Below are 17,160 nucleotides of genomic sequence, written 5' to 3'. Positions count from 1 at the left end.
GAGGACGCAGTTACTGCATCACGATCAACCCCAGCAGGTTGAGGGTGGTGCAATAACCGCGTCCTCGATGGAATATTGGGTGGGGATTAGTTGACAGCTCCGGTGAACTTCTCGCCCGGACCCTTGCCGGGCGCGTCTTGGATCGTGGAGGCTTCGCGGAAGGCGAGCTGCAAGGAACGCAGTCCGTCGCGCAACGGTCCGGCATGCTGGCTGCCAATTTCCGGCGCGGCTGCCGTGATCAAGCCCGCCAAAGCGGTGATGAGCTTACGGGCCTCATCGAGGTCCTTGAGCTCCTCGGCGTCGGGTCCGGCGGCAAGGCCGCACTTAACTGCCGCTGCGCTCATGAGGTGAACGGCCGCCGTCGTAATAACTTCAATAGCGGGAACTTCGGCGATATCGCGTACCGCAGAGTCTGTTGCTGTGTCGGCTACGGCCTCTTCCGGGGCTGCCTGAAAGGTGTTGCGGGTGTCCGAATTATTATCTGAGCTACTCATACTGCTAAGCTTGTCATAGACCGACTCGATGCTGTTATTTATCGGGTGTCCGAAAGGCGAAAGTCACGGGCATGAAAAGTAACCAGCAACGAGTTTGCAAGTGGAGTCCTCTCCCACCTTTCGACCCAAGTAGTTGGCGTTGTCTGGTTCAGGTCGGCGCCGTTCCTTGACTCAAGGGGTGGCAGTTAAGTCCCTTCGTTGTGGACTTACGCCGACTCATTTTGGGGCCTCCATTGCATCAGCAAATTGGAGGCCTTCTTCGTTGCTGATGGTGATCACCCTTTTAGGCAACAGGAGCTACACATTAGCGAGCCACGCATCAATGATCGAATCCGCGTCCCCGAGGTGCGGTTGGTTGGGCCAGCAGGCGAACAGGTAGGAGTCGTCCGCATTGAGGATGCCCTCCGTTTAGCAGCTGAGTCTGACTTGGATTTGGTTGAGGTAGCGCCGACGGCGAAGCCGCCGGTGTGCAAACTGATGGACTTCGGCAAGTACAAGTACGAAGCCGCCGTCAAGGCTCGCGAAGCCCGCAAGAACCAGACCAACACCGTCTTGAAGGAAATCCGTTTCCGCCTCAAGATTGACACCCATGACTACGAAACCAAGCGCGGACACGCACTGCGTTTCCTGGGTGCCGGTGACAAGGTCAAGGCCATGATCCAGTTCCGAGGCCGCGAGCAGCAGCGCCCGGAAATGGGTATCCGCCTCCTGCAGAAGTTCGCCGCCGAAGTCGCCGAAGTTGGCGTCATCGAGTCGAGCCCCCGCATTGACGGCCGCAACATGGTCATGGTTATTGGTCCCTTGAAGAACAAGGCTGAAGCTAAGGCTGAAGCCCGACGCAACCAGCAGCGAGCCGATGCGAAGGCTCACAACGAGGCTGTTGCCAATGGCACCGCCCGCGTTGATGTTGACCGCGACAACAAGGCGCCCATGACGCAGTCATTGGCTGACCTCTTGCCCCAGGGCTTGAACCTGAACAGCGACGCCGAGGCTCCCGCCGCCGCAGTTGTCGAGGAGACGCCGGCTCCCGCCGTCGAGGTTGCTCCCGCTACTGTTGTTGCACCGGAGGTGAGCGTTCCGGAAGAAAAGCCGGCTCCCGCCGTCGTACCTGCCAAGGCTCCGGCCAAGGCAGCCCCCGCCAAGGCACCCGCTGCAGCTAAGGCCCCCGTGGCCAAGGCAGCTCCTGTCGCCAAGGCCGCAGCCAAGCCCGTTGTAGCAGCCAAGCCGGTTGCTGCTCCGAAGCCGGTCGCCGCAAAGCCCATCCCGATGCCGAAGCCCATGGCTAAGCCCGTTGCTGCAAAGCCGGCCGCTAAACCGGCCGCCAAGGCAGCAAAGCCGGCTGCGAAGGCTGCCTCTGCAAAGAGTGCACCCGCGGCCGAAACCCCCAGCTCGGCTGAATAAACTTTCACCTTTTCAGCGGTGAATACACCAACTCAGTGACCCAACCGGTCGCTGCAAGAGAACCACAGGCAGCGCCGGTGGATACGTAAGGAGACAGGTCCTCATGCCTAAAATGAAGACACATAGTGGTGCTAAGAAGCGTTTCAAGCTCACCGGTTCCGGTAAGCTGCAGCGCCAGCAGGCTAACCGCCGCCACTACTTGGAGCACAAGCCTTCCAGCTTGAAGCGTCGCCTGAAGGGTGACCTCACGGTCGCCAAGGCTGATGTTCGCAACATCAAAAAGATGCTCGGCATCTAATTTCGCAAGTCAATCGGTGTTATTCCACCTTGTGGATATAACACCAATCCAAAAAAAGCCTTCCCCGGCATGATTGGCTTGGGATGTTTAAAATTGAAGGAGTACGCACGTGGCACGTGTGAAGAGGGCTGTAAACGCCCACAAAAAGCGTCGGGTTATTCTTGAGCGCGCAAAGGGTTACCGTGGACAGCGTTCACGCCTGTACCGCAAGGCTAAAGAGCAGCTGCTGCACTCGTTTGTGTACAGCTACGGTGACCGCCGCAAGCGTAAGGGTGACTTCCGTCGCCTCTGGATCCAGCGTATCAACGCTGCATCACGCGCCAACGGCCTGACCTACAACCGCTTGATCCAGGGCCTGAAGGCTGCTGCGATCGAGGTTGACCGTCGCATGCTGGCCGACCTGGCCGTCAACGACGCTGGTGCTTTCACCGCTCTGGTGAACATCGCCAAGGCTGCTCTCCCTGCTGATACCTCAGCTCCGGTAGCAAAGTAATTTTTGTAACACCCCTAAAGGAACGTTGAGTTCCTTGTTCGTGCGCTGTGACTGCTAAAGTCCTAAGCATGAATGAACCCGGGCGCCCGCCAGTAGAAGCAATGACCAACCCTCGAGCAGATCGAGTGAGGGATGTTGCCAAACTCACCGGGCGCTCGGGCCGTTTAAAGCGTCGACAGTTCCTGGCCGAGGGACCTCAGGCTGTCCGTGAAGCACTTCGAGCTCACCATGATTGCCTGTCCGCTGGCGGAACCCCCGTCGTTGAAGCGTTGTACGCCACGGTTGAATGCCTTAAGAAGCACCCCGAGCTGCTGGAGGCTGCCTCGGCGCCAGGATCCCGTCTCCAGGTACGCATTGCCAGCGAGATGGTGCTGGCGGCCATGACCGACACGGTCTCACCTCAGGGCATTGTGGCCGTCTGCAATTTCGTCGACGTGCCCTTGGCCGAAGTTCTTGCCGCCAAGCCCAAGCTCATCGCCATGTTGTGCCGTGTGCAGGACCCGGGCAACGCAGGTACTGTGCTGCGCGCCGCCGATGCCGCCGGTGCCGACGCCGTGATCTTCTCCTCCTCGAGTGTTGATATTTACAACCCCAAGGCGGTGCGTTCTACTGCCGGATCCTTGTTCCACATCCCCGTTGTCCTTGGCCTGACGGTGACCGAGGTTGTTTTGGCCGCCAAGGCTGCCGGTGTAGGTGTTCTTGCCGCCGATGGTTACGGACACCTGAACCTTGACCAATTGCAGGACGAAAGCGCCGCACGCGCCTTCGATCAGGAGATCCCGGACTCCAGCTACGAGCTTGAAAAGCCGACGCTGTGGTTGTTTGGCAATGAAGCACAGGGCCTCGCCGGAGAAGAAAAGGCCCTCGCCGATCATCGCGTTGCCGTTCCTGTCTATGGCGCCGCTGAGTCCTTGAACTTGGGCACGGCGGCCACGGTCTGCCTGTACGCCTCAGCCCGCGCTCAGCAGCGGTTGTAGCCTTGCCGCGGCTCGTTTAATCAGGCCCTAGAGTCAAAAATGACCCGCAGTCAGCCTCACGGCTGACGGCGGGTCATTTTGTGGTGACGGTTACTTGCTTCGTTTATCCAACAGGCCGCTGAGTAGTGCAATCCCCAGACCAAGAACGGCCAGAACGGCACCCACGAGTGCCGGTGCCGTGAAGCCCCAGCCCCAGGTGATGACGAGGCCGCCAACAAAGGCGCCGAGTGCGTTGGCCGTGTTCAAGGCCGAGTGGTTGAGCGATGACGCTAAGGTCGGTGCGCCGGGGGAGACGTCCAGCAGTCGCGTTTGCAGAGAGGGGATGAGCATGGCTCCCGATGCGCCGATGACAAAGATCATCACCAGCGCCATCCACTGAATGTGGACCGTGACCGCGTAGAGCACCAACATGGTGGCGATGAAGCCCATGACGAGGTAGATGCTGCCCATGACTGACCAGTCGGCGATGCGTCCGCCAATGTAATTTCCCACGACCATGCCCACGCCGTAAAGGCCCACGATGACCGGCAGGAAGCTGGGGGCGAAGCCGGCGACGTCCGTCATGGTGTTGGCGACGTAGGTGTACACGGCGAAGAAGCCGCCGAAGCCCACCACACCGATAAGAAGCGTGATCCAGACCTGACCGCGGCGCAAGGCGCTGAGTTCCTTGCGAAGGCTTGCGCCGGCTTGCGCCTTTTGTGCCGGGATGAAGATGCTCATGCAGATCATCGTGACGACACCGATGGCCCCCACCAAAACGAACAGCCAGCGCCAGCCAAATTGCTGCCCCACGAAGGTGGCCAAGGGGACACCTAAAACATTGGCAATGGAAAGGCCCATCATGACCATGGAAATGGCCCGGCCTCGTTTTGTCGGCGCAACCATGGACGCGGCGAGCACAGCCGCCACACCAAAGAAGGCGCCGTGCGGCAGACCGGCGATGAATCGGGTGACCATCAGTGTCGAGTAGTCGTGGGCGAAGACGGAGAGTAGATTGCCCACCGTGAACAAGGCCATGAGGCCTAGCGCCAGGGTCTTGCGTGCCATCTTGGCGCTCACGGCAACCAGCAGGGGAGCGCCCACGACCACGCCCAGGGCGTAGGCGGAAATGACGTGCCCCGCGGTGGGGACGCTGACGCCAACACCTTCGGCGACATTGGGCAGAAGCCCCATCATGGCGAATTCGGTGGTGCCGATACCAAAGCCGCCAATGGCGAGGGACAGGATAGCCCATGCGACAACCTGGGGTGATGCCGGGGAGGTTTCGCGTGAACTTTTGAGCAGGGGCATTTCGTGACTTTCCAACAGTGGGTTCTTCCGCGGCCGCACTATGCTGGACGGGCTGTGCCGGCGCCTCGGGACGCGGGCGGCGCGGTGGGGCATCGTGATGCCACCTCCAGTCTAGTTCGGCCTACACTTATTTGGTGACGACGATCAAGCAAATAGTGGGCGGCGCCCTCGTGGACGCCCTGGAAAATCCAACGAAACTTTTGGCTGCACGGCGAACGGCTCCGCCCGAATTTGCCGGCATGTGGGAATTCCCTGGCGGTAAGGTCGAGGCCGGTGAGGCCGCGGAAGCCGGCCTGCACCGCGAATTGGCGGAGGAACTGGGAGTGTCGGTGACCCTCGGCGCAGAACTTGTAGGTCCGACGTCGGCCGGCTGGCCTCTGACGGCTGGCGCCGCCATGCGCGTCTGGCTGGCTCAGGTGACGGACGGCACTCCGGCACCCTTGGAAGACCACGATGCCTTGCAGTGGGTGGTGCTGTCTGGTCCAGAAATCCGTACCTTGCCGTGGATTCCGGCAGATCTTCCCATCGTGGAGGCATTGATCGCTTTTACGGGACACTGAGCGAGAATTCTCGCGGCGGGTGTTGAAAATCCGCTCTGCTGTGCCAGACTGGGTGCACAAGACCCCAAGGAGGTTGTGCCATGACGAGTGAAAACCACGACAAACAAGCCACCGCCAGTGCCAGCGAGGAAACTAAGGAAAAGTTTCGGCAGGCGCTAGAAAATAAGAAGAATCAGCAGCACGGCAGTGTTGCAGCTGCCGGAGGCGCCAAAATTAGCGCATCTCACGGCGCAGCGTCGCAGAAGCGTGAATTCCGTCGTAAGAGCGGATAACGGATAGCGTCAAAGATTTTGCTTTTCCGCCACGTTGAGTGCGTCGTAGTACTTAGAACAAGGTGAGGGCAGTATCGATCGGGGCGGGGCTTCCTACGGGAAGTCCCGCCTTTTTGCTGCCCAAATCAAACTTGCCCCCATCAACCGTGGCCGAACCCCCGCCGCGAATTCCTGCAGTAGCTAGGCGTCGCGCTGGAGTTGGCTCGGTGTGTGTCAAAGGCATGCTGCCATCTGGATATTGACCTTCTTCCTGACGCGCGTCATGGATGAAGCCTTCGGCGGTGAAACCGTGGCGGGCTTTGGCCTCATTGACGCGGCCCGACAGCCACTGCCGGTACTCTTTGGAGGCGTAGGCGCCGGAACCATAGAGCCGCTGATAGCGGCCCACCAAGGATGGATGTTCGCGGGCTAGCCAGCTCATGAACCACTCGCGGGTGCCCGGGCGCAGGTACAGCGCTCCGGCACTGACTCCTGTTGCGCCCGCGTGTGCCAATGCGGCAAATAGCGCATCCAACGACTCGTCCGAATCGGTGAGCCACGGCAGAATCGGCATGGCCATGACGCCACACGGCAACCCGGCATCACGCAACTTACTGATGAGGGCCAGGCGCGCCTTGGGGGAGGGTGTGCCAGGTTCGATGGCGTGGGCGAGATCCTCATCGAGCAGGGCCAAGGAAATCCCCATCCCAATACTGACCTGTTGACCTGCTGCCTGGAGCAGAGGAATATCTCTGGCCAGCAAGGTGCCCTTGGTGAGGAGCGAAAACGGGGTGCCCGAATCTGCCAGCGCCTCAATGATGCCGGGCATGAGCTTGTAGCGACCCTCGGCGCGTTGGTAGGGATCGGTATTGGTTCCCAGTGCCACATGGTGGCGTTGCCACGAGGGTTTGAAGAGTTCCTTGCGCAGTACTTCGGCCACATTGACCTTGACTACAACCTGGGAATCGAAATCCACTCCCGGGTCGAAGTCCAAGTAGGTGTGGCTTTTGCGGGCAAAGCAGTACACGCAGGCATGGGAACAGCCTCGATAGGGGTTTACCGTCCACTCAAACGGCATCGTGGACGTCACCGGGACCTTGTTGAGCGCGGATTTGGAGAGCACCTCATGAAAGGTAATGCCAGCAAACTCGGGCGTTTGCACACTCTTCACGAGTCCTGCCAAGGGAAGGAGTGGCTGCGTTGTTGGCGCTCCGACGCTCAGTTCCGGGAAGAGTGGCTGGCTGAGTTGCTGATTGGTCCATCGCATACTTTGATTAGAACATATGTTCTAAAATCTGGCAATGTTTTTGTTCAGGTCAACATCGCATGGAACTTCAGGGGTGTGACGCGACGCACTATGGTTCGGGTTAGGGTAGTGACACCGGGACAAGGAGGTCCCGACTGGCATGGTTGACGGAATCCGCTGAACAGGGTTCTTGGACGTGCCGGTTCTCTAATCGAAGGAACGCTCATGACGAACTTAGCGAGCATAGTCCCGGCTTCTGCGGCGAAGAATCCCGGCGGAGTTGCCATCAAACTCGACGACATTGAAATTTCCTTCGGAGCGTTGGAGGTACTCAGCGCCAAAGTCGCGGCACTGCTCGCGCAACAGGGCGTCAAAGCGGGCGACCGGGTCGCCCTCATCTCACCCAATATTCCGCACATGCCACCCATTTATTATGGAATTCTGCGGTACGGAGCCATCGTAGTGCCCTTGAATCCCTTGCTGAAGGCCCGAGAGGTGGCTTATCACCTGAAGGACTCCGGAGCGGTCCTGGCCTTCGCCTGGGAGGGTGTCATGGCGGAAGTTGCTGCCGGAGCCGGTGAGGCTGGCACGGCCGTGATTCCCTTGGATGCGAATTTCATGACCCTGCTGGCACCTCTTGAACCGGCCCATGAGGTGGCGCCGGCGGATAGTTCGGATACCGCGGTGATTCTCTACACCTCGGGGACCACGGGCAAACCCAAGGGTGCCGAACTGACGCACGAAAATCTGCGCAGCAATGCCGAGGTGTCCATCAAGCTCTTTTCGAGCAGACCCGGCGATGTGATCTTCGGAGGCCTCCCGTTCTTCCACATCTTCGGACAAACCTGTGCGCTGAACTCGGCCGTCATGGCTGGAGCAACGGTGACGCTGCTGCCGCGATTTGATCCGAGCAAGGCCCTGGAGATTATCCAGCGTGACAAGGTCACCATTTTCGAAGGTGTGCCCAGCATGTACATTGCCTTGCTGCGTGCACCGGGACGTGAAAATTACGACCTGAGCAGCCTGCGCCTCGCGGCCTCGGGCGGGTCTGCCCTGCCGGTGGAGATCTTGCGCGAGTTTGAAGCCACTTTCAACGCCACCTTGCTCGAAGGCTATGGCTTGTCCGAGACCTCGCCCGTGGTGTCCTTCAATCAGGTGGACGGCATTCGTAAGCCCGGTTCGGTGGGCACTGCCGTTAGTGGCGCACAGCTGCGCGTCGTCGACGACCAGGGGGCCGACGTCGAACCTGGCTCGGTGGGGGAGATTGCCGTCGCGGGGTCCTATGTCATGAAGGGCTACTGGAACAACCCCGAGGCCACAGCCGCTGCCATTCCTGACGGGTGGTTCCGCACGGGAGATCTTGGACGTCAGGATGAGGATGGGGTGTTCTTCATCGTCGATCGGAAGAAGGACATGATCCTGCGCGGCGGCTACAACATTTACCCGCGTGAGATCGAGGAGGTCCTCTACGAACACCCGGCGGTGGCCGAGGCTGCCGTTTTAGGGAAGCTCGACGACGTCCACGGCGAGGAGGTCTATGCTGCGGTCTCGCTCAAGGCAGGTGCCGCGGGCGCCGAGGATAGGGAGGCGCTCGCCGTGGAGATTCAGGAGTTCGTCAAGGCTAGGGTCGCGGCCTACAAGTATCCGCGCACCGTGGTCATCATGGATGAGCTGCCTAAGGGGCCGACCGGCAAGATCCTCAAGCGCGAGATCACGATCCAGTAGCGCCGACGAGATACTTTCCTTGGGCTGAGCCGCGAGTGCCACCGACTCTGGTGGCACTCGCGGCTCAGCTCTTGCTAGTTCAGGAGCCAGGTGACCTGGACCGTCATGGTGATGCTGCTTTGCCCCGGTTCTATGGCCATGGGGCTGCTTTGCAGTGTCATCTCGGCGCGAGCCATCATGGGGCGGGGTGCGCTGTCGCTGATTTGCCCTTCAATGATCTGGCTCGGCTCGCCCAGCGATCGACCAGCCAAGTGGGCGTAAAGCTCCGCTGCTCGGCGCGCATCGGTCCACGCTACGGCGCGTGCCGCATCCTGGGCAGAGGTGGGGTCAGAAACCACAGGGGTCAGTCCGGTGATGCGGACATTGTTATTGCCCGTATCGACGACGGCCGCGATGACGTCTTCGGCGCTCTGGTCATAACGTAAGGACACCGCCAAGGTGCTGGAGACCGTGTATCCGGTCACGACCGATCCACTGCCTTCTTGCCAGCGAGTCTCGACCCGAACATTGAGCGCCGATGAGCTGATGAGTTCCCGAGCAACTCCTTGGGCTAGCAAGGTCGCCGATACGGCGTTGAGCGCTTCCTCTGCTTGTGCGTAGGCCTCGCGGACAGTAGCCTGGGTTGCCTCAATGCCGAGATTGATCGTGAAGTAGTCGGGTGTGGTTTGCACCAGACCATGTCCGCTGACGGTGATGCTGCCCGGTATCTCTGAGGGGCTTGGTGCTGTCATGGCTGGTTCCCTTCCGAAGAACGTGTGAGGCGTGGTTTCTTAAGGAACGCACCTTGCTGTAAATAGTTCCTGATGACAGGCAGCCGAGCAATGGTCGGTAGCTCCCGATAGCCACCCAGTGCAAGCCCCGCGTTGCGCTCAAAAAAGTTGCGACTGCCCGGATCCCCGGTCCGCCACAGTGACCACGCAGCGCAGGCTGCGTAGAGCGGCAGGAACGGTAGGCCCAGGCACCAGGCGTACTGCGTGGCGTGGCCGGCCTCGTGGGCCAGCAGGTCAGGGCGGGAGTCGATAAAGTCCCGATCTGCCCGGTAGAAGATCACATTGCCCACCGTGAAGGCGCCGGCATGGGGGAGCCTCGGGCGGTAGTGAGTCCCGAAGATTAAACCCTCGGGGCCGGCTTCGATGCTGGTGCGTGTGAGTGCCGCCAACAAGAGTCCGCTCGCCGTGGAGAGATTGAGCGCGTTTGCCACGGCACGAACGCGCAGCGAAAACCTCATGAGGCGCCGCCAGTGGCAGTAATAAGCTTGCTCTCCCGGACGGATAGCGCTTCTAGCGCTGTTGCGGTTGCTGGCATGAGGTGTTCGCAATTATCGGTCGGCCAGGTCACGTTGATGGCCTGGCCCTGAGCATTGATTAGCCACAGTTCAAGGGGCGTATCTGCGTAGTCAAGGCAGTTCATTTCGCCGCCACGCTCGCTGGGTATTGCTAGAGCCTTGAGTAGCGGGGCGTAGTCACCAGAGAGACGCTCCTCGGACACGACTGCGCCTTTGGTGTCCGGCACGCAACGAACCGCATCGACGGGGATAAAACCATCGGGCACCCGGCCCTTCTTATCGGCGGCCGCTCCCGTGGAGGGGTTGCCCAATCCTTGAGTTGGAGAACAAACGACGGCGGACTGCAACGACGCAGCTTCCGGCAGGTATTGCTCTGCTGCAGACGGGGACGAGCACGAGGTAAGGATCAGCAGAGCTGACATGAGACCCACTGCTGCTTGGGGACTAATTCGTCTTCCGGAAACCTTATTGTGGGTGATCATGGCGCTACTTCCCTGACCCTTGCACGATCGCAGTACGAGCCACGGTCAGGGCGTCAATAGCCTGTTGAGTCTCGGGCTTGCCGCTTGCCTGCCGGCACCGCGTGGTGGGCAGGGCGGCGTCGATGGCATCGCCGTTAGCATTGACCAGCCACAGAATCGGGAAGGTTTCTAGAATTGCATTACAAACCAATTGCCCGTCGTCTCCCGCACGGTCACTCGGCACAGCAAGGGCGGCCAGAAGTGGGGCAAAGTCGCCCTGCAGTTCTTCCTGCTTGATCACGAGCTTCGTGAGGCCATCGACATCAGCCATATCGGAGCGGCAGATAAATACCTTCTCTGTCACGAATCCCTCCGGGACGCTGCCCCGCGGCTCGGAGGGATAGTTGGTGTCGGCGTTGCTGGGGAGGTCGTCAAGGGAAGCGGGGCATTCAATGCCCTTCTGCGGCACGGCCGGTTTCGGCACAAACTCGGTGACGGTCGCTGCCTCCAGTGTCTGGGAAGGCTCGGGACCAGCCGAAGTACACCCGCCCAGCGCAAAAGACGAGGCCAGCGCAACGCTGGTAAGGAGCGTGAGGCGGAAGGCCGGCGTCGTACGTTTGAGGTAAGGAGTGACCATGGAGGTTAGCGTAACAAGGCAGACAAGCGAATGGGACGCGAAGAGGTAAAGAGTCGGATTCAAAACAGGCTCGTCCCGTCAACTAGAATGGTTGCGGCGGGAGGAGCTACCCCGCCGCTTACTCGCACACGAGCTTAGGTAAAAACTGTAGATGTCTGAGATGCCCCAAAAGACGGCAGAGATGCCCGAACCAACCACCGAACCCGCCGCGGTCCCGGATCCGCTTGACGAAGCCGCCATTGGAGCAGCCGTTGAGAACGCGCTCGCAGCCATTGCCGCCGCCGCAACGCTGGATGAACTAAAGACTGCGCGATTGGCTCACACCGGCGAAAAGTCGCCGCTGAGCCTTGCCAACCGTGAGATCGGTGGGCTCGCCAAGGAATTTAAGGCTGCCGCCGGTAAGCTCATGGGCGGTTCGCGCGGCCGAGTGGCCAAGGCCCTCGCGGCCCGCACCGAGGTGCTCGAGGCCGAGGACGCCGCGCGCATCCTCGTCGAGGAGACCGTGGACGTGACGGCCGCCCCGCGCCGCCGTCGTGCCGGTGCCCGCCACCCGCTCTCTACCCTGCAGGATCGCGTGAGCGATATCTTCGTGGGCATGGGCTGGGAAATTGCCGAAGGCCCTGAGTTGGAATCGGAATGGTTTAACTTCGATGCCCTGAACTTCAAGCCGGATCACCCGGCCCGTGAAATGCAAGACACCTTCTTCGTGGAGCCCCCCGAGGCCCACCTGTTGATGCGTACCCACACCTCACCCGTGCAGGTTCGCTCGCTCCTAGAACGTGAATTGCCCGTCTACGTGCTGTGCCCCGGCAAGGTGTTCCGCACCGATGAGCTCGACGCCACGCACACGCCCGTGTTCCACCAGTTCGAGGGCCTGGCCATCGACAAGGATCTGTCCATGGCAGATCTGCGTGGCACGCTGGAGCACTTTGCCCGCCAGATGTTTGGCTCCGAGGCCAGCATCCGCCTGCGCCCGAATTTCTTCCCCTTCACCGAGCCGTCGGCCGAGTTGGACATTTGGCACCCCGGTGCCAAAGGCGGCCCGCGCTGGATCGAGTGGGGCGGCTGCGGCATGGTCAACCCGAACGTGCTGCGCGCCGCCGGCATTGACCCGGACGTTTACTCAGGATTTGCCTTCGGCATGGGCATCGAGCGCACGCTCATGTTCCGCAACGAAGTGGGCGACATGCACGACATGATCGAGGGCGACGTACGATTCAGCGAACACTTTGGGATGGAGATCTAAGTAAGTGCGTATTCCACTGACTTGGCTGCGCGACTACGCGCAGGTACCGGCTGGCGCAACAGCCGAAGATGTAATGACCGATCTTGTCAAGGTTGGTTTCGAAGAAGAAGACGTCCACCGTCCCCTGGATGAGATCAGCGGCCCCGTTGTGGTGGGCCAGGTGCTCTCACTGGAGAAGGAACCGCAGTCCAACGGCAAGACCATCAACTGGTGCACCGTCCGCGTGGTTCCCGAAGGCGCCGAGCAGACCCTGACCATTGATGGCATTGACCCCTCGGGCGTGCAGGGCATTGTCTGCGGCGCGCACAACTTTGTTGTGGGCGACAAGGTCGTTGTGACCTTGCCCGGCGCGGTGCTCCCCGGAGACTTCCGCATCACCCCGCGCAAGACCTACGGTCACGTTTCTGCCGGCATGATCGCCTCCGTGCGTGAACTGGGCATTGGCGACGACCACGACGGCATTCTCGTGCTCTCCACTCTGGGTCTTGACCCGGAGCTGGGCACCGACGCGCTGGAACTTCTCGGCCTGAGAGATGAAGCCGCCGAAATCAATGTCACCCCGGATCGCGGCTATGCGTTCAGTATTCGCGGCGTCGCCCGTGAATACGCGCACGCCACGGACAGTGTCTTCACCGACCCTGCCTCGCTGGTGTCCGTGAGCGCAGCAACAGGTGCGGGGCACGCCGTCGTGCTTTCCGACGAGGCTCCCATTTACGGCAACGCTGGCTGCGACCGCTTTGTGGTCCGCACCGTGACGGGCATCAACGCGGCGGCTCCGACTCCGCCGTGGATGTCCTCACGCCTGCGACTGGCCGGGATTCGCTCGATCTCGCTGCCCGTGGACATCTCCAACTACGTCATGTTGGAGCTCGGTCAGCCGCTGCACTTCTACGACGCCGACAAGGTCTCCGGCGAGATCGTGGTCCGCCGCGCCGTCGCCGGTGAGACCCTGAAGACGCTCGATGGCAAGGTGCGCAAGCTTGACGTCGAGGATCTGCTCATCACGGATGCCTCCGGTGCCATTGGCATCGCCGGCGTCATGGGCGGGGCCTCGACCGAGGTCACCTCCGAGACCGTCAACGTGCTGATCGAGGCTGCGCATTTCGAGGAAGTCTCGATCGCGCGTTCTCGCCGCCGCCACAAGCTGCCCTCCGAGGCATCCAAGCGCTTCGAGCGTGGCGTTGACGTGGCCATTGCCGACGTTGCCGCCCAGCGCGCCGTTGATCTTTTGGTGGAATTGGCCGGCGGCACCGAGGAAAGCACCGTCACCGATGTGGGAACCCCCGTGGCCCCCGTCGCCGTGTTCCTTCCGATGGACTACGCCTCCGCCCGTATCGGCATCGACTTCGCGCCGGAACAGATCATCGATTCACTCACGAATCTCGGTGCAACGGTTGAAACGGTCGACGGCGGATATTCCGTCACGGCCCCCAGCTGGCGTCACGATTTGCTCACCAAAGATGACCTGACCGAAGAGGTAGCCCGCCTGGTCGGCTACGAGCTCATCCCGTCCACGCTTCCCACGGCACCTCCCGGACGTGGCTACTCACGCACGCAGCAGCAGCGCCGTCGCGTCGTGCAGGCCCTGGCGGATTCCGGTCTGACCGAAATCCTGGCCTACCCGTTCGTGTCGAAGGCTTCCAACGACACCTTTGGTGTTGCCGAGGCCGGTGCCCCACGCGCCGCGGTGAAGCTGGCCAACCCGCTCAGCGAAGAATTTGGCTTCCTGCGCACCTCGGTACTGCCGGGTCTGATTGAAACCGCCAAGCGTAACCACTCACGCGGTTTCAACGACCTGGCCCTGTTCGAATCCGGTCTGGTGTTCCTGCCGTCGGAGACGATGGGCACGGCCTCGATCCCGCCGCTGGGTGTCAAGCCTGCGGACGATGTGCTCGACGGACTTTACGGTGGTATCCCGTACCAGCCGCTGTCGATCGCCGCAATTTTCACCGGTAAGGATTCACCTGCTGCTCCCTCGCATGCCCCGCGTGCCTGGGACTGGGCCGATGGTCTGGATGCTGCCCGCTTGATCGCCGATGTGGTGGGCGTGGAACTGGTCGTTTCGCAGGGATCGCACCAGGCGTTCCACCCGGGCCGCGCTGCTGTCTTGTCTTTGCGCAACGGTGACGTTATCGGTTACGCCGGCGAACTGCACCCGAAGCTGCTGGCCGAACTGAACATGCCGGCTCGCTCGGTTGCCATGGAAGTCAATGTGGACATGATCTTCGCGGCTGCTGCCGACGTGATCGTGGCCAAGGCGATCTCCACCTTCCCCGTTGCCACACAGGACGTTGCCCTCGTTGTTCCTGTTGAGGTTCCGGCGGCTGCTGTTCTGGAAGCCCTGCGCGAAGGTGCCGGAGAGCTTCTTGAGGATGTCGCCCTGTTCGACGAGTACCAGGGCACGGGCATTCCCGAGGGCAGCAAGTCGCTGGCCTTCGGCCTGCGCTTCCGTGCCACGGACCGGACCCTGACCTCCGACGAAGCATCGGCAGCTCGCGCGTCCGCTGTGGAGCTGGCGGCAGAACGGTTCGGCGCCACCCAGCGCTAACCGCTGATTGAGCCTCACCGAGGTCCCGGCAGGCTCGACCATCTCTGGTCGAGCCTGCCGGGACCTTTCGTATTTCCGCATTATTTACCGCGCCCCGTGGTCGTGTGGAGCTCCTGGCGGAGTGTCGGATTGGCGCCAACAAGGTCAATCCGCCGGGCCCCGCACCCCGTCAAACACTTCAAGTAGATAACCCTGCCCTGAGAGGTGTTGTGCGCCGACTCGAGGTGCCACTCATGCTGATGTGCCGCCGTCGAGCTTGTAGTTTTTGGTGATTGAGAAACTGTTGTAGAGGTCATGAACACCACTATGCTGTAATGGTCTTATGCATCTCAACCCTTACGGAGAATATGCCGTTCTCCTCGCCCAGTCGCTCGCCAATGACTTTCCGCTGAACCGGGAAGGCATTCTGCAACGGACCCGCGACTTTGGTATGACCATGGAGTTTGCCGTGGGTGCCGATGATCATACGCGGGTGCGCGGAGTCGTTGATGATTGGCTCGCCGTCGTTGACGCCCCGGGTCACCAGGCTCGCGCCGCGCTGCTCAATGCGCAGATGGCGGCCGCGTCGGCCTATCCCCGGCTCACCGAACATGATGACGAGGGCTGGCACCTGCATTATCGGGACGAAAGCCAGACCCTTGCCCACGTTTTGCATGCCGTATTCAGTGTTGGAACAGCGTTGCACCTGACGACTCGCGGCATGCATCGGCTGGCGCGTTGTGCCGCCGGTCAAGCGCCGGGAGATCCCTGTAGAAACGTCGTTGTCGATGTGACACGCAACGGACGCCAGCAATATTGTTCTGTGCGTTGTAATAACCGTGCCGCTGTTCGCCGGTATAGGGAGCGCACAAGCCGTTGATCTGAGCACATTGTTCTAGTATCATTGCAAACATGTTATTTCGGGTTGATGCAGCTTCGGAACTCTCACTGGCAGATCAGATCGCGGTCCAGGTGCGCTCAGGCGTGGTTGCCGGCAGTTTGGCGCCGGGGGAGCGGCTACCGCCTGCGCGTGACCTGGCCACGGCGCTTCAGGTCAATATGCACACGGTCTTGCGGGCCTACAAGCAGCTCCGTGACGAGGGTGTCATCGAGATGCGACAGGGACGCGGCGCCTTTGTGCGCCAGGATGCCGGGCCGGGGCTGATCAGGCTCACCGAATTAGCGGAACAGTTAATGGACGAAGCGCGCAAGCTGGGAATGTCCCAGCAGGATATTGTGCGATTGATTGGGGGAGTTGCAAAAGCATGACTGAGGTACAACAAAGGACCAGCGCGCCACGGTGCATCTCCGCCGGCATCGTCGGCTTTTTGCCGTTGATTGCCGTAGCGCTGACATGGCTGCAGTGGCAGGACAAGCTTCCGGCGGAGCTGGCCTCGCACTGGTCGGACACCGGTGCGCCGGACGATTTCATGGCCACCGGAACCGCGCTGGGCCTCGGGTTTGCCCTCACGGGAACCCCGGCAGCCATCGCGCTAGCCTCGGCTTACATTGCCACCCTGCGCCCGGCATTGTTTCGTGGGATTGTGGGATTTGCGGGCATGATCTCCGGCATGGGAGCGGGCACCTGGCTAATTTCCGCGGGCCTTACATTGCAGGCCGGAAGCGCCGAAAAAGCAGCTCTGGGCTGGTGGCTGGCCGCACTCATCGCCTCGTTCCTGTTCGGTGCGGTGCCATACTTCATCGCACCCAAGCCGAAGTTCACCTCCGGCAAGCATGAAACCCGGCTCCCCTTGGGCGAACAGGAGGCCGGTGCCTGGTCCCGGACCATCACCTCAAAAATGCTGCTGTGGCTGCCGGTGGCGCTCCTCGCATTGACCGCCGTCATCTACCTCCCGACGATCCAGGACGGAAGCGGCACCTCCTGGATTGGTCTGGGCACAATGCTCGCCTGCGTCATCGTCGTCGGTCTCATCGCCCACGTGCAGGTCACGGTCGACTGGCGTGGGTTGCGCATTGTTTCGACCTTGGGGCGCATCCCGCTCAAACGCATTAAACTCCATGAGATTGCCGCCGTCGAGGTAACGGAGCTGCGCCCGTCGGAATGGGGTGGCTGGGGCTACCGCATCATGCCGGGGCGCTCGGCCGTCATCATGGGGGCCGGCCCTGGACTCATCATCACGACCACGGCAGATAAACTGTTCGCCGTCACGGTGGGGGATCCTGATACGGCTGCGAGTCTCCTGCTCGCCCTGCGCGATCGAGTCAGTCAGCCGTAGTTCGCCGCTCATCGCCACAAACATTTCGAGGA

19 protein-coding genes are annotated in these 17,160 nt (G+C 61.1%); 12 read left to right on the top strand and 7 right to left on the bottom strand.

Translation table 11 applies throughout. The features are described from left to right. Positions 1-86 precede the first annotated feature (86 nt). On the bottom strand, positions 87-494 hold the full coding sequence (locus CVS30_RS15865) for a DUF1844 domain-containing protein (protein WP_110486531.1): 408 nt from the start codon (positions 492-494) through the stop codon (positions 87-89). A 345-nt stretch (positions 495-839) separates the two neighbouring features. Between CVS30_RS15865 and infC the strand changes: the two genes are divergently transcribed. The 4 genes from infC (at position 840) to CVS30_RS15845 (ending at position 3,663) form a co-directional block, all read left to right on the top strand. Next, positions 840-1,895 carry a translation initiation factor IF-3 gene (infC, locus tag CVS30_RS15860; RefSeq protein WP_245934644.1) on the top strand — a complete coding sequence of 352 codons (1,056 nt, stop codon included), beginning with the start codon at positions 840-842 and terminating at the stop codon, positions 1,893-1,895. Positions 1,896-1,998: 103 nt separating this feature from the next. Further along, complete coding sequence (gene rpmI / locus CVS30_RS15855) at positions 1,999-2,193, top strand: 50S ribosomal protein L35 (RefSeq protein WP_044571805.1); 195 nt, start codon at positions 1,999-2,001, stop codon at positions 2,191-2,193. A 109-nt stretch (positions 2,194-2,302) separates the two neighbouring features. Then, positions 2,303-2,686: a 50S ribosomal protein L20 gene (gene rplT, locus CVS30_RS15850; RefSeq protein ID WP_044571806.1), complete on the top strand. Its 384-nt coding sequence runs from the start codon at positions 2,303-2,305 to the stop codon at positions 2,684-2,686. 68 nt (positions 2,687-2,754) lie between these two features. After that, on the top strand, positions 2,755-3,663 hold the full coding sequence (locus CVS30_RS15845) for a TrmH family RNA methyltransferase (protein WP_110486545.1): 909 nt from the start codon (positions 2,755-2,757) through the stop codon (positions 3,661-3,663). A 90-nt stretch (positions 3,664-3,753) separates the two neighbouring features. Here CVS30_RS15845 and CVS30_RS15840 read toward each other — a convergent pair whose 3' ends face one another. Beyond that, positions 3,754-4,953 carry an MFS transporter gene (locus CVS30_RS15840; protein WP_110486530.1) on the bottom strand — a complete coding sequence of 400 codons (1,200 nt, stop codon included), beginning with the start codon at positions 4,951-4,953 and terminating at the stop codon, positions 3,754-3,756. A gap of 134 nt (positions 4,954-5,087) precedes the next feature. On the opposite strand from CVS30_RS15840, the gene CVS30_RS15835 reads away from it, so the two are divergent. Both CVS30_RS15835 and CVS30_RS15830 read left to right on the top strand, forming a co-directional pair. Continuing rightward, entirely contained in the window at positions 5,088-5,513 is a 426-nt protein-coding gene (locus tag CVS30_RS15835) for a (deoxy)nucleoside triphosphate pyrophosphohydrolase (protein ID WP_110486529.1), read from the top strand. 80 nt (positions 5,514-5,593) lie between these two features. After that, a complete protein-coding gene (locus tag CVS30_RS15830; protein ID WP_110486528.1) occupies positions 5,594-5,785 on the top strand; it encodes a DUF5302 domain-containing protein in 192 nt (63 codons plus the stop codon). 52 nt (positions 5,786-5,837) lie between these two features. On the opposite strand, the gene CVS30_RS15825 is transcribed toward CVS30_RS15830, so the two are convergent. Further along, positions 5,838-7,031: an Rv2578c family radical SAM protein gene (locus CVS30_RS15825; protein ID WP_110486527.1), complete on the bottom strand. Its 1,194-nt coding sequence runs from the start codon at positions 7,029-7,031 to the stop codon at positions 5,838-5,840. A 204-nt stretch (positions 7,032-7,235) separates the two neighbouring features. On the opposite strand from CVS30_RS15825, the gene CVS30_RS15820 reads away from it, so the two are divergent. Beyond that, complete coding sequence (locus CVS30_RS15820) at positions 7,236-8,735, top strand: long-chain-fatty-acid--CoA ligase (protein WP_110486526.1); 1,500 nt, start codon at positions 7,236-7,238, stop codon at positions 8,733-8,735. Between the two features lie 74 nt (positions 8,736-8,809). On the opposite strand, the gene CVS30_RS15815 is transcribed toward CVS30_RS15820, so the two are convergent. From CVS30_RS15815 to CVS30_RS15800, 4 genes are read right to left on the bottom strand one after another with little or no spacing between them, the layout of a single operon-like run. Then, the gene (locus CVS30_RS15815; protein ID WP_110486525.1) at positions 8,810-9,466 is read right to left on the bottom strand and encodes an SIMPL domain-containing protein; all 657 of its coding nucleotides are present in this window, start codon (positions 9,464-9,466) and stop codon (positions 8,810-8,812) included. Then, a complete protein-coding gene (locus CVS30_RS15810; protein ID WP_245934642.1) occupies positions 9,463-9,963 on the bottom strand; it encodes an eCIS core domain-containing protein in 501 nt (166 codons plus the stop codon). The genes CVS30_RS15815 and CVS30_RS15810 overlap by 4 nt, the downstream gene beginning before the upstream one ends. Further along, positions 9,960-10,502: a hypothetical protein gene (locus tag CVS30_RS17840; RefSeq protein ID WP_146233419.1), complete on the bottom strand. Its 543-nt coding sequence runs from the start codon at positions 10,500-10,502 to the stop codon at positions 9,960-9,962. The genes CVS30_RS15810 and CVS30_RS17840 overlap by 4 nt, the downstream gene beginning before the upstream one ends. 4 nt (positions 10,503-10,506) lie before the next feature. Then, a complete protein-coding gene (locus tag CVS30_RS15800; RefSeq protein WP_146233418.1) occupies positions 10,507-11,118 on the bottom strand; it encodes a hypothetical protein in 612 nt (203 codons plus the stop codon). A gap of 151 nt (positions 11,119-11,269) precedes the next feature. Between CVS30_RS15800 and pheS the strand changes: the two genes are divergently transcribed. The 5 genes from pheS to CVS30_RS15770 all read left to right on the top strand — a co-directional run bounded on the left by pheS (position 11,270) and on the right by CVS30_RS15770 (position 17,128). Beyond that, positions 11,270-12,364, top strand: a complete 1,095-nt coding sequence (pheS, locus tag CVS30_RS15795) for a phenylalanine--tRNA ligase subunit alpha (protein WP_181419825.1) — start codon at positions 11,270-11,272, stop codon at positions 12,362-12,364. A gap of 4 nt (positions 12,365-12,368) precedes the next feature. Further along, the gene (gene pheT / locus CVS30_RS15790) at positions 12,369-14,912 is read left to right on the top strand and encodes a phenylalanine--tRNA ligase subunit beta (RefSeq protein ID WP_110486521.1); all 2,544 of its coding nucleotides are present in this window, start codon (positions 12,369-12,371) and stop codon (positions 14,910-14,912) included. 322 nt (positions 14,913-15,234) lie between these two features. Next, entirely contained in the window at positions 15,235-15,771 is a 537-nt protein-coding gene (locus tag CVS30_RS15780; protein ID WP_110486520.1) for a CGNR zinc finger domain-containing protein, read from the top strand. A 32-nt stretch (positions 15,772-15,803) separates the two neighbouring features. Next, positions 15,804-16,160, top strand: a complete 357-nt coding sequence (locus CVS30_RS15775; RefSeq protein ID WP_110486519.1) for a GntR family transcriptional regulator — start codon at positions 15,804-15,806, stop codon at positions 16,158-16,160. Continuing rightward, entirely contained in the window at positions 16,157-17,128 is a 972-nt protein-coding gene (locus tag CVS30_RS15770) for a hypothetical protein (protein WP_110486518.1), read from the top strand. Before CVS30_RS15775 ends, CVS30_RS15770 begins: the two co-directional genes overlap by 4 nt. Positions 17,129-17,160 lie beyond the last annotated feature (32 nt).

It is taken from the genome of Arthrobacter psychrolactophilus, assembly GCF_003219795.1.
GTDB classification, from domain to species: Bacteria; Actinomycetota; Actinomycetes; order Actinomycetales; family Micrococcaceae; genus Specibacter; species Specibacter psychrolactophilus.
This window is presented reverse-complemented; position numbering and strand designations above follow the sequence as displayed.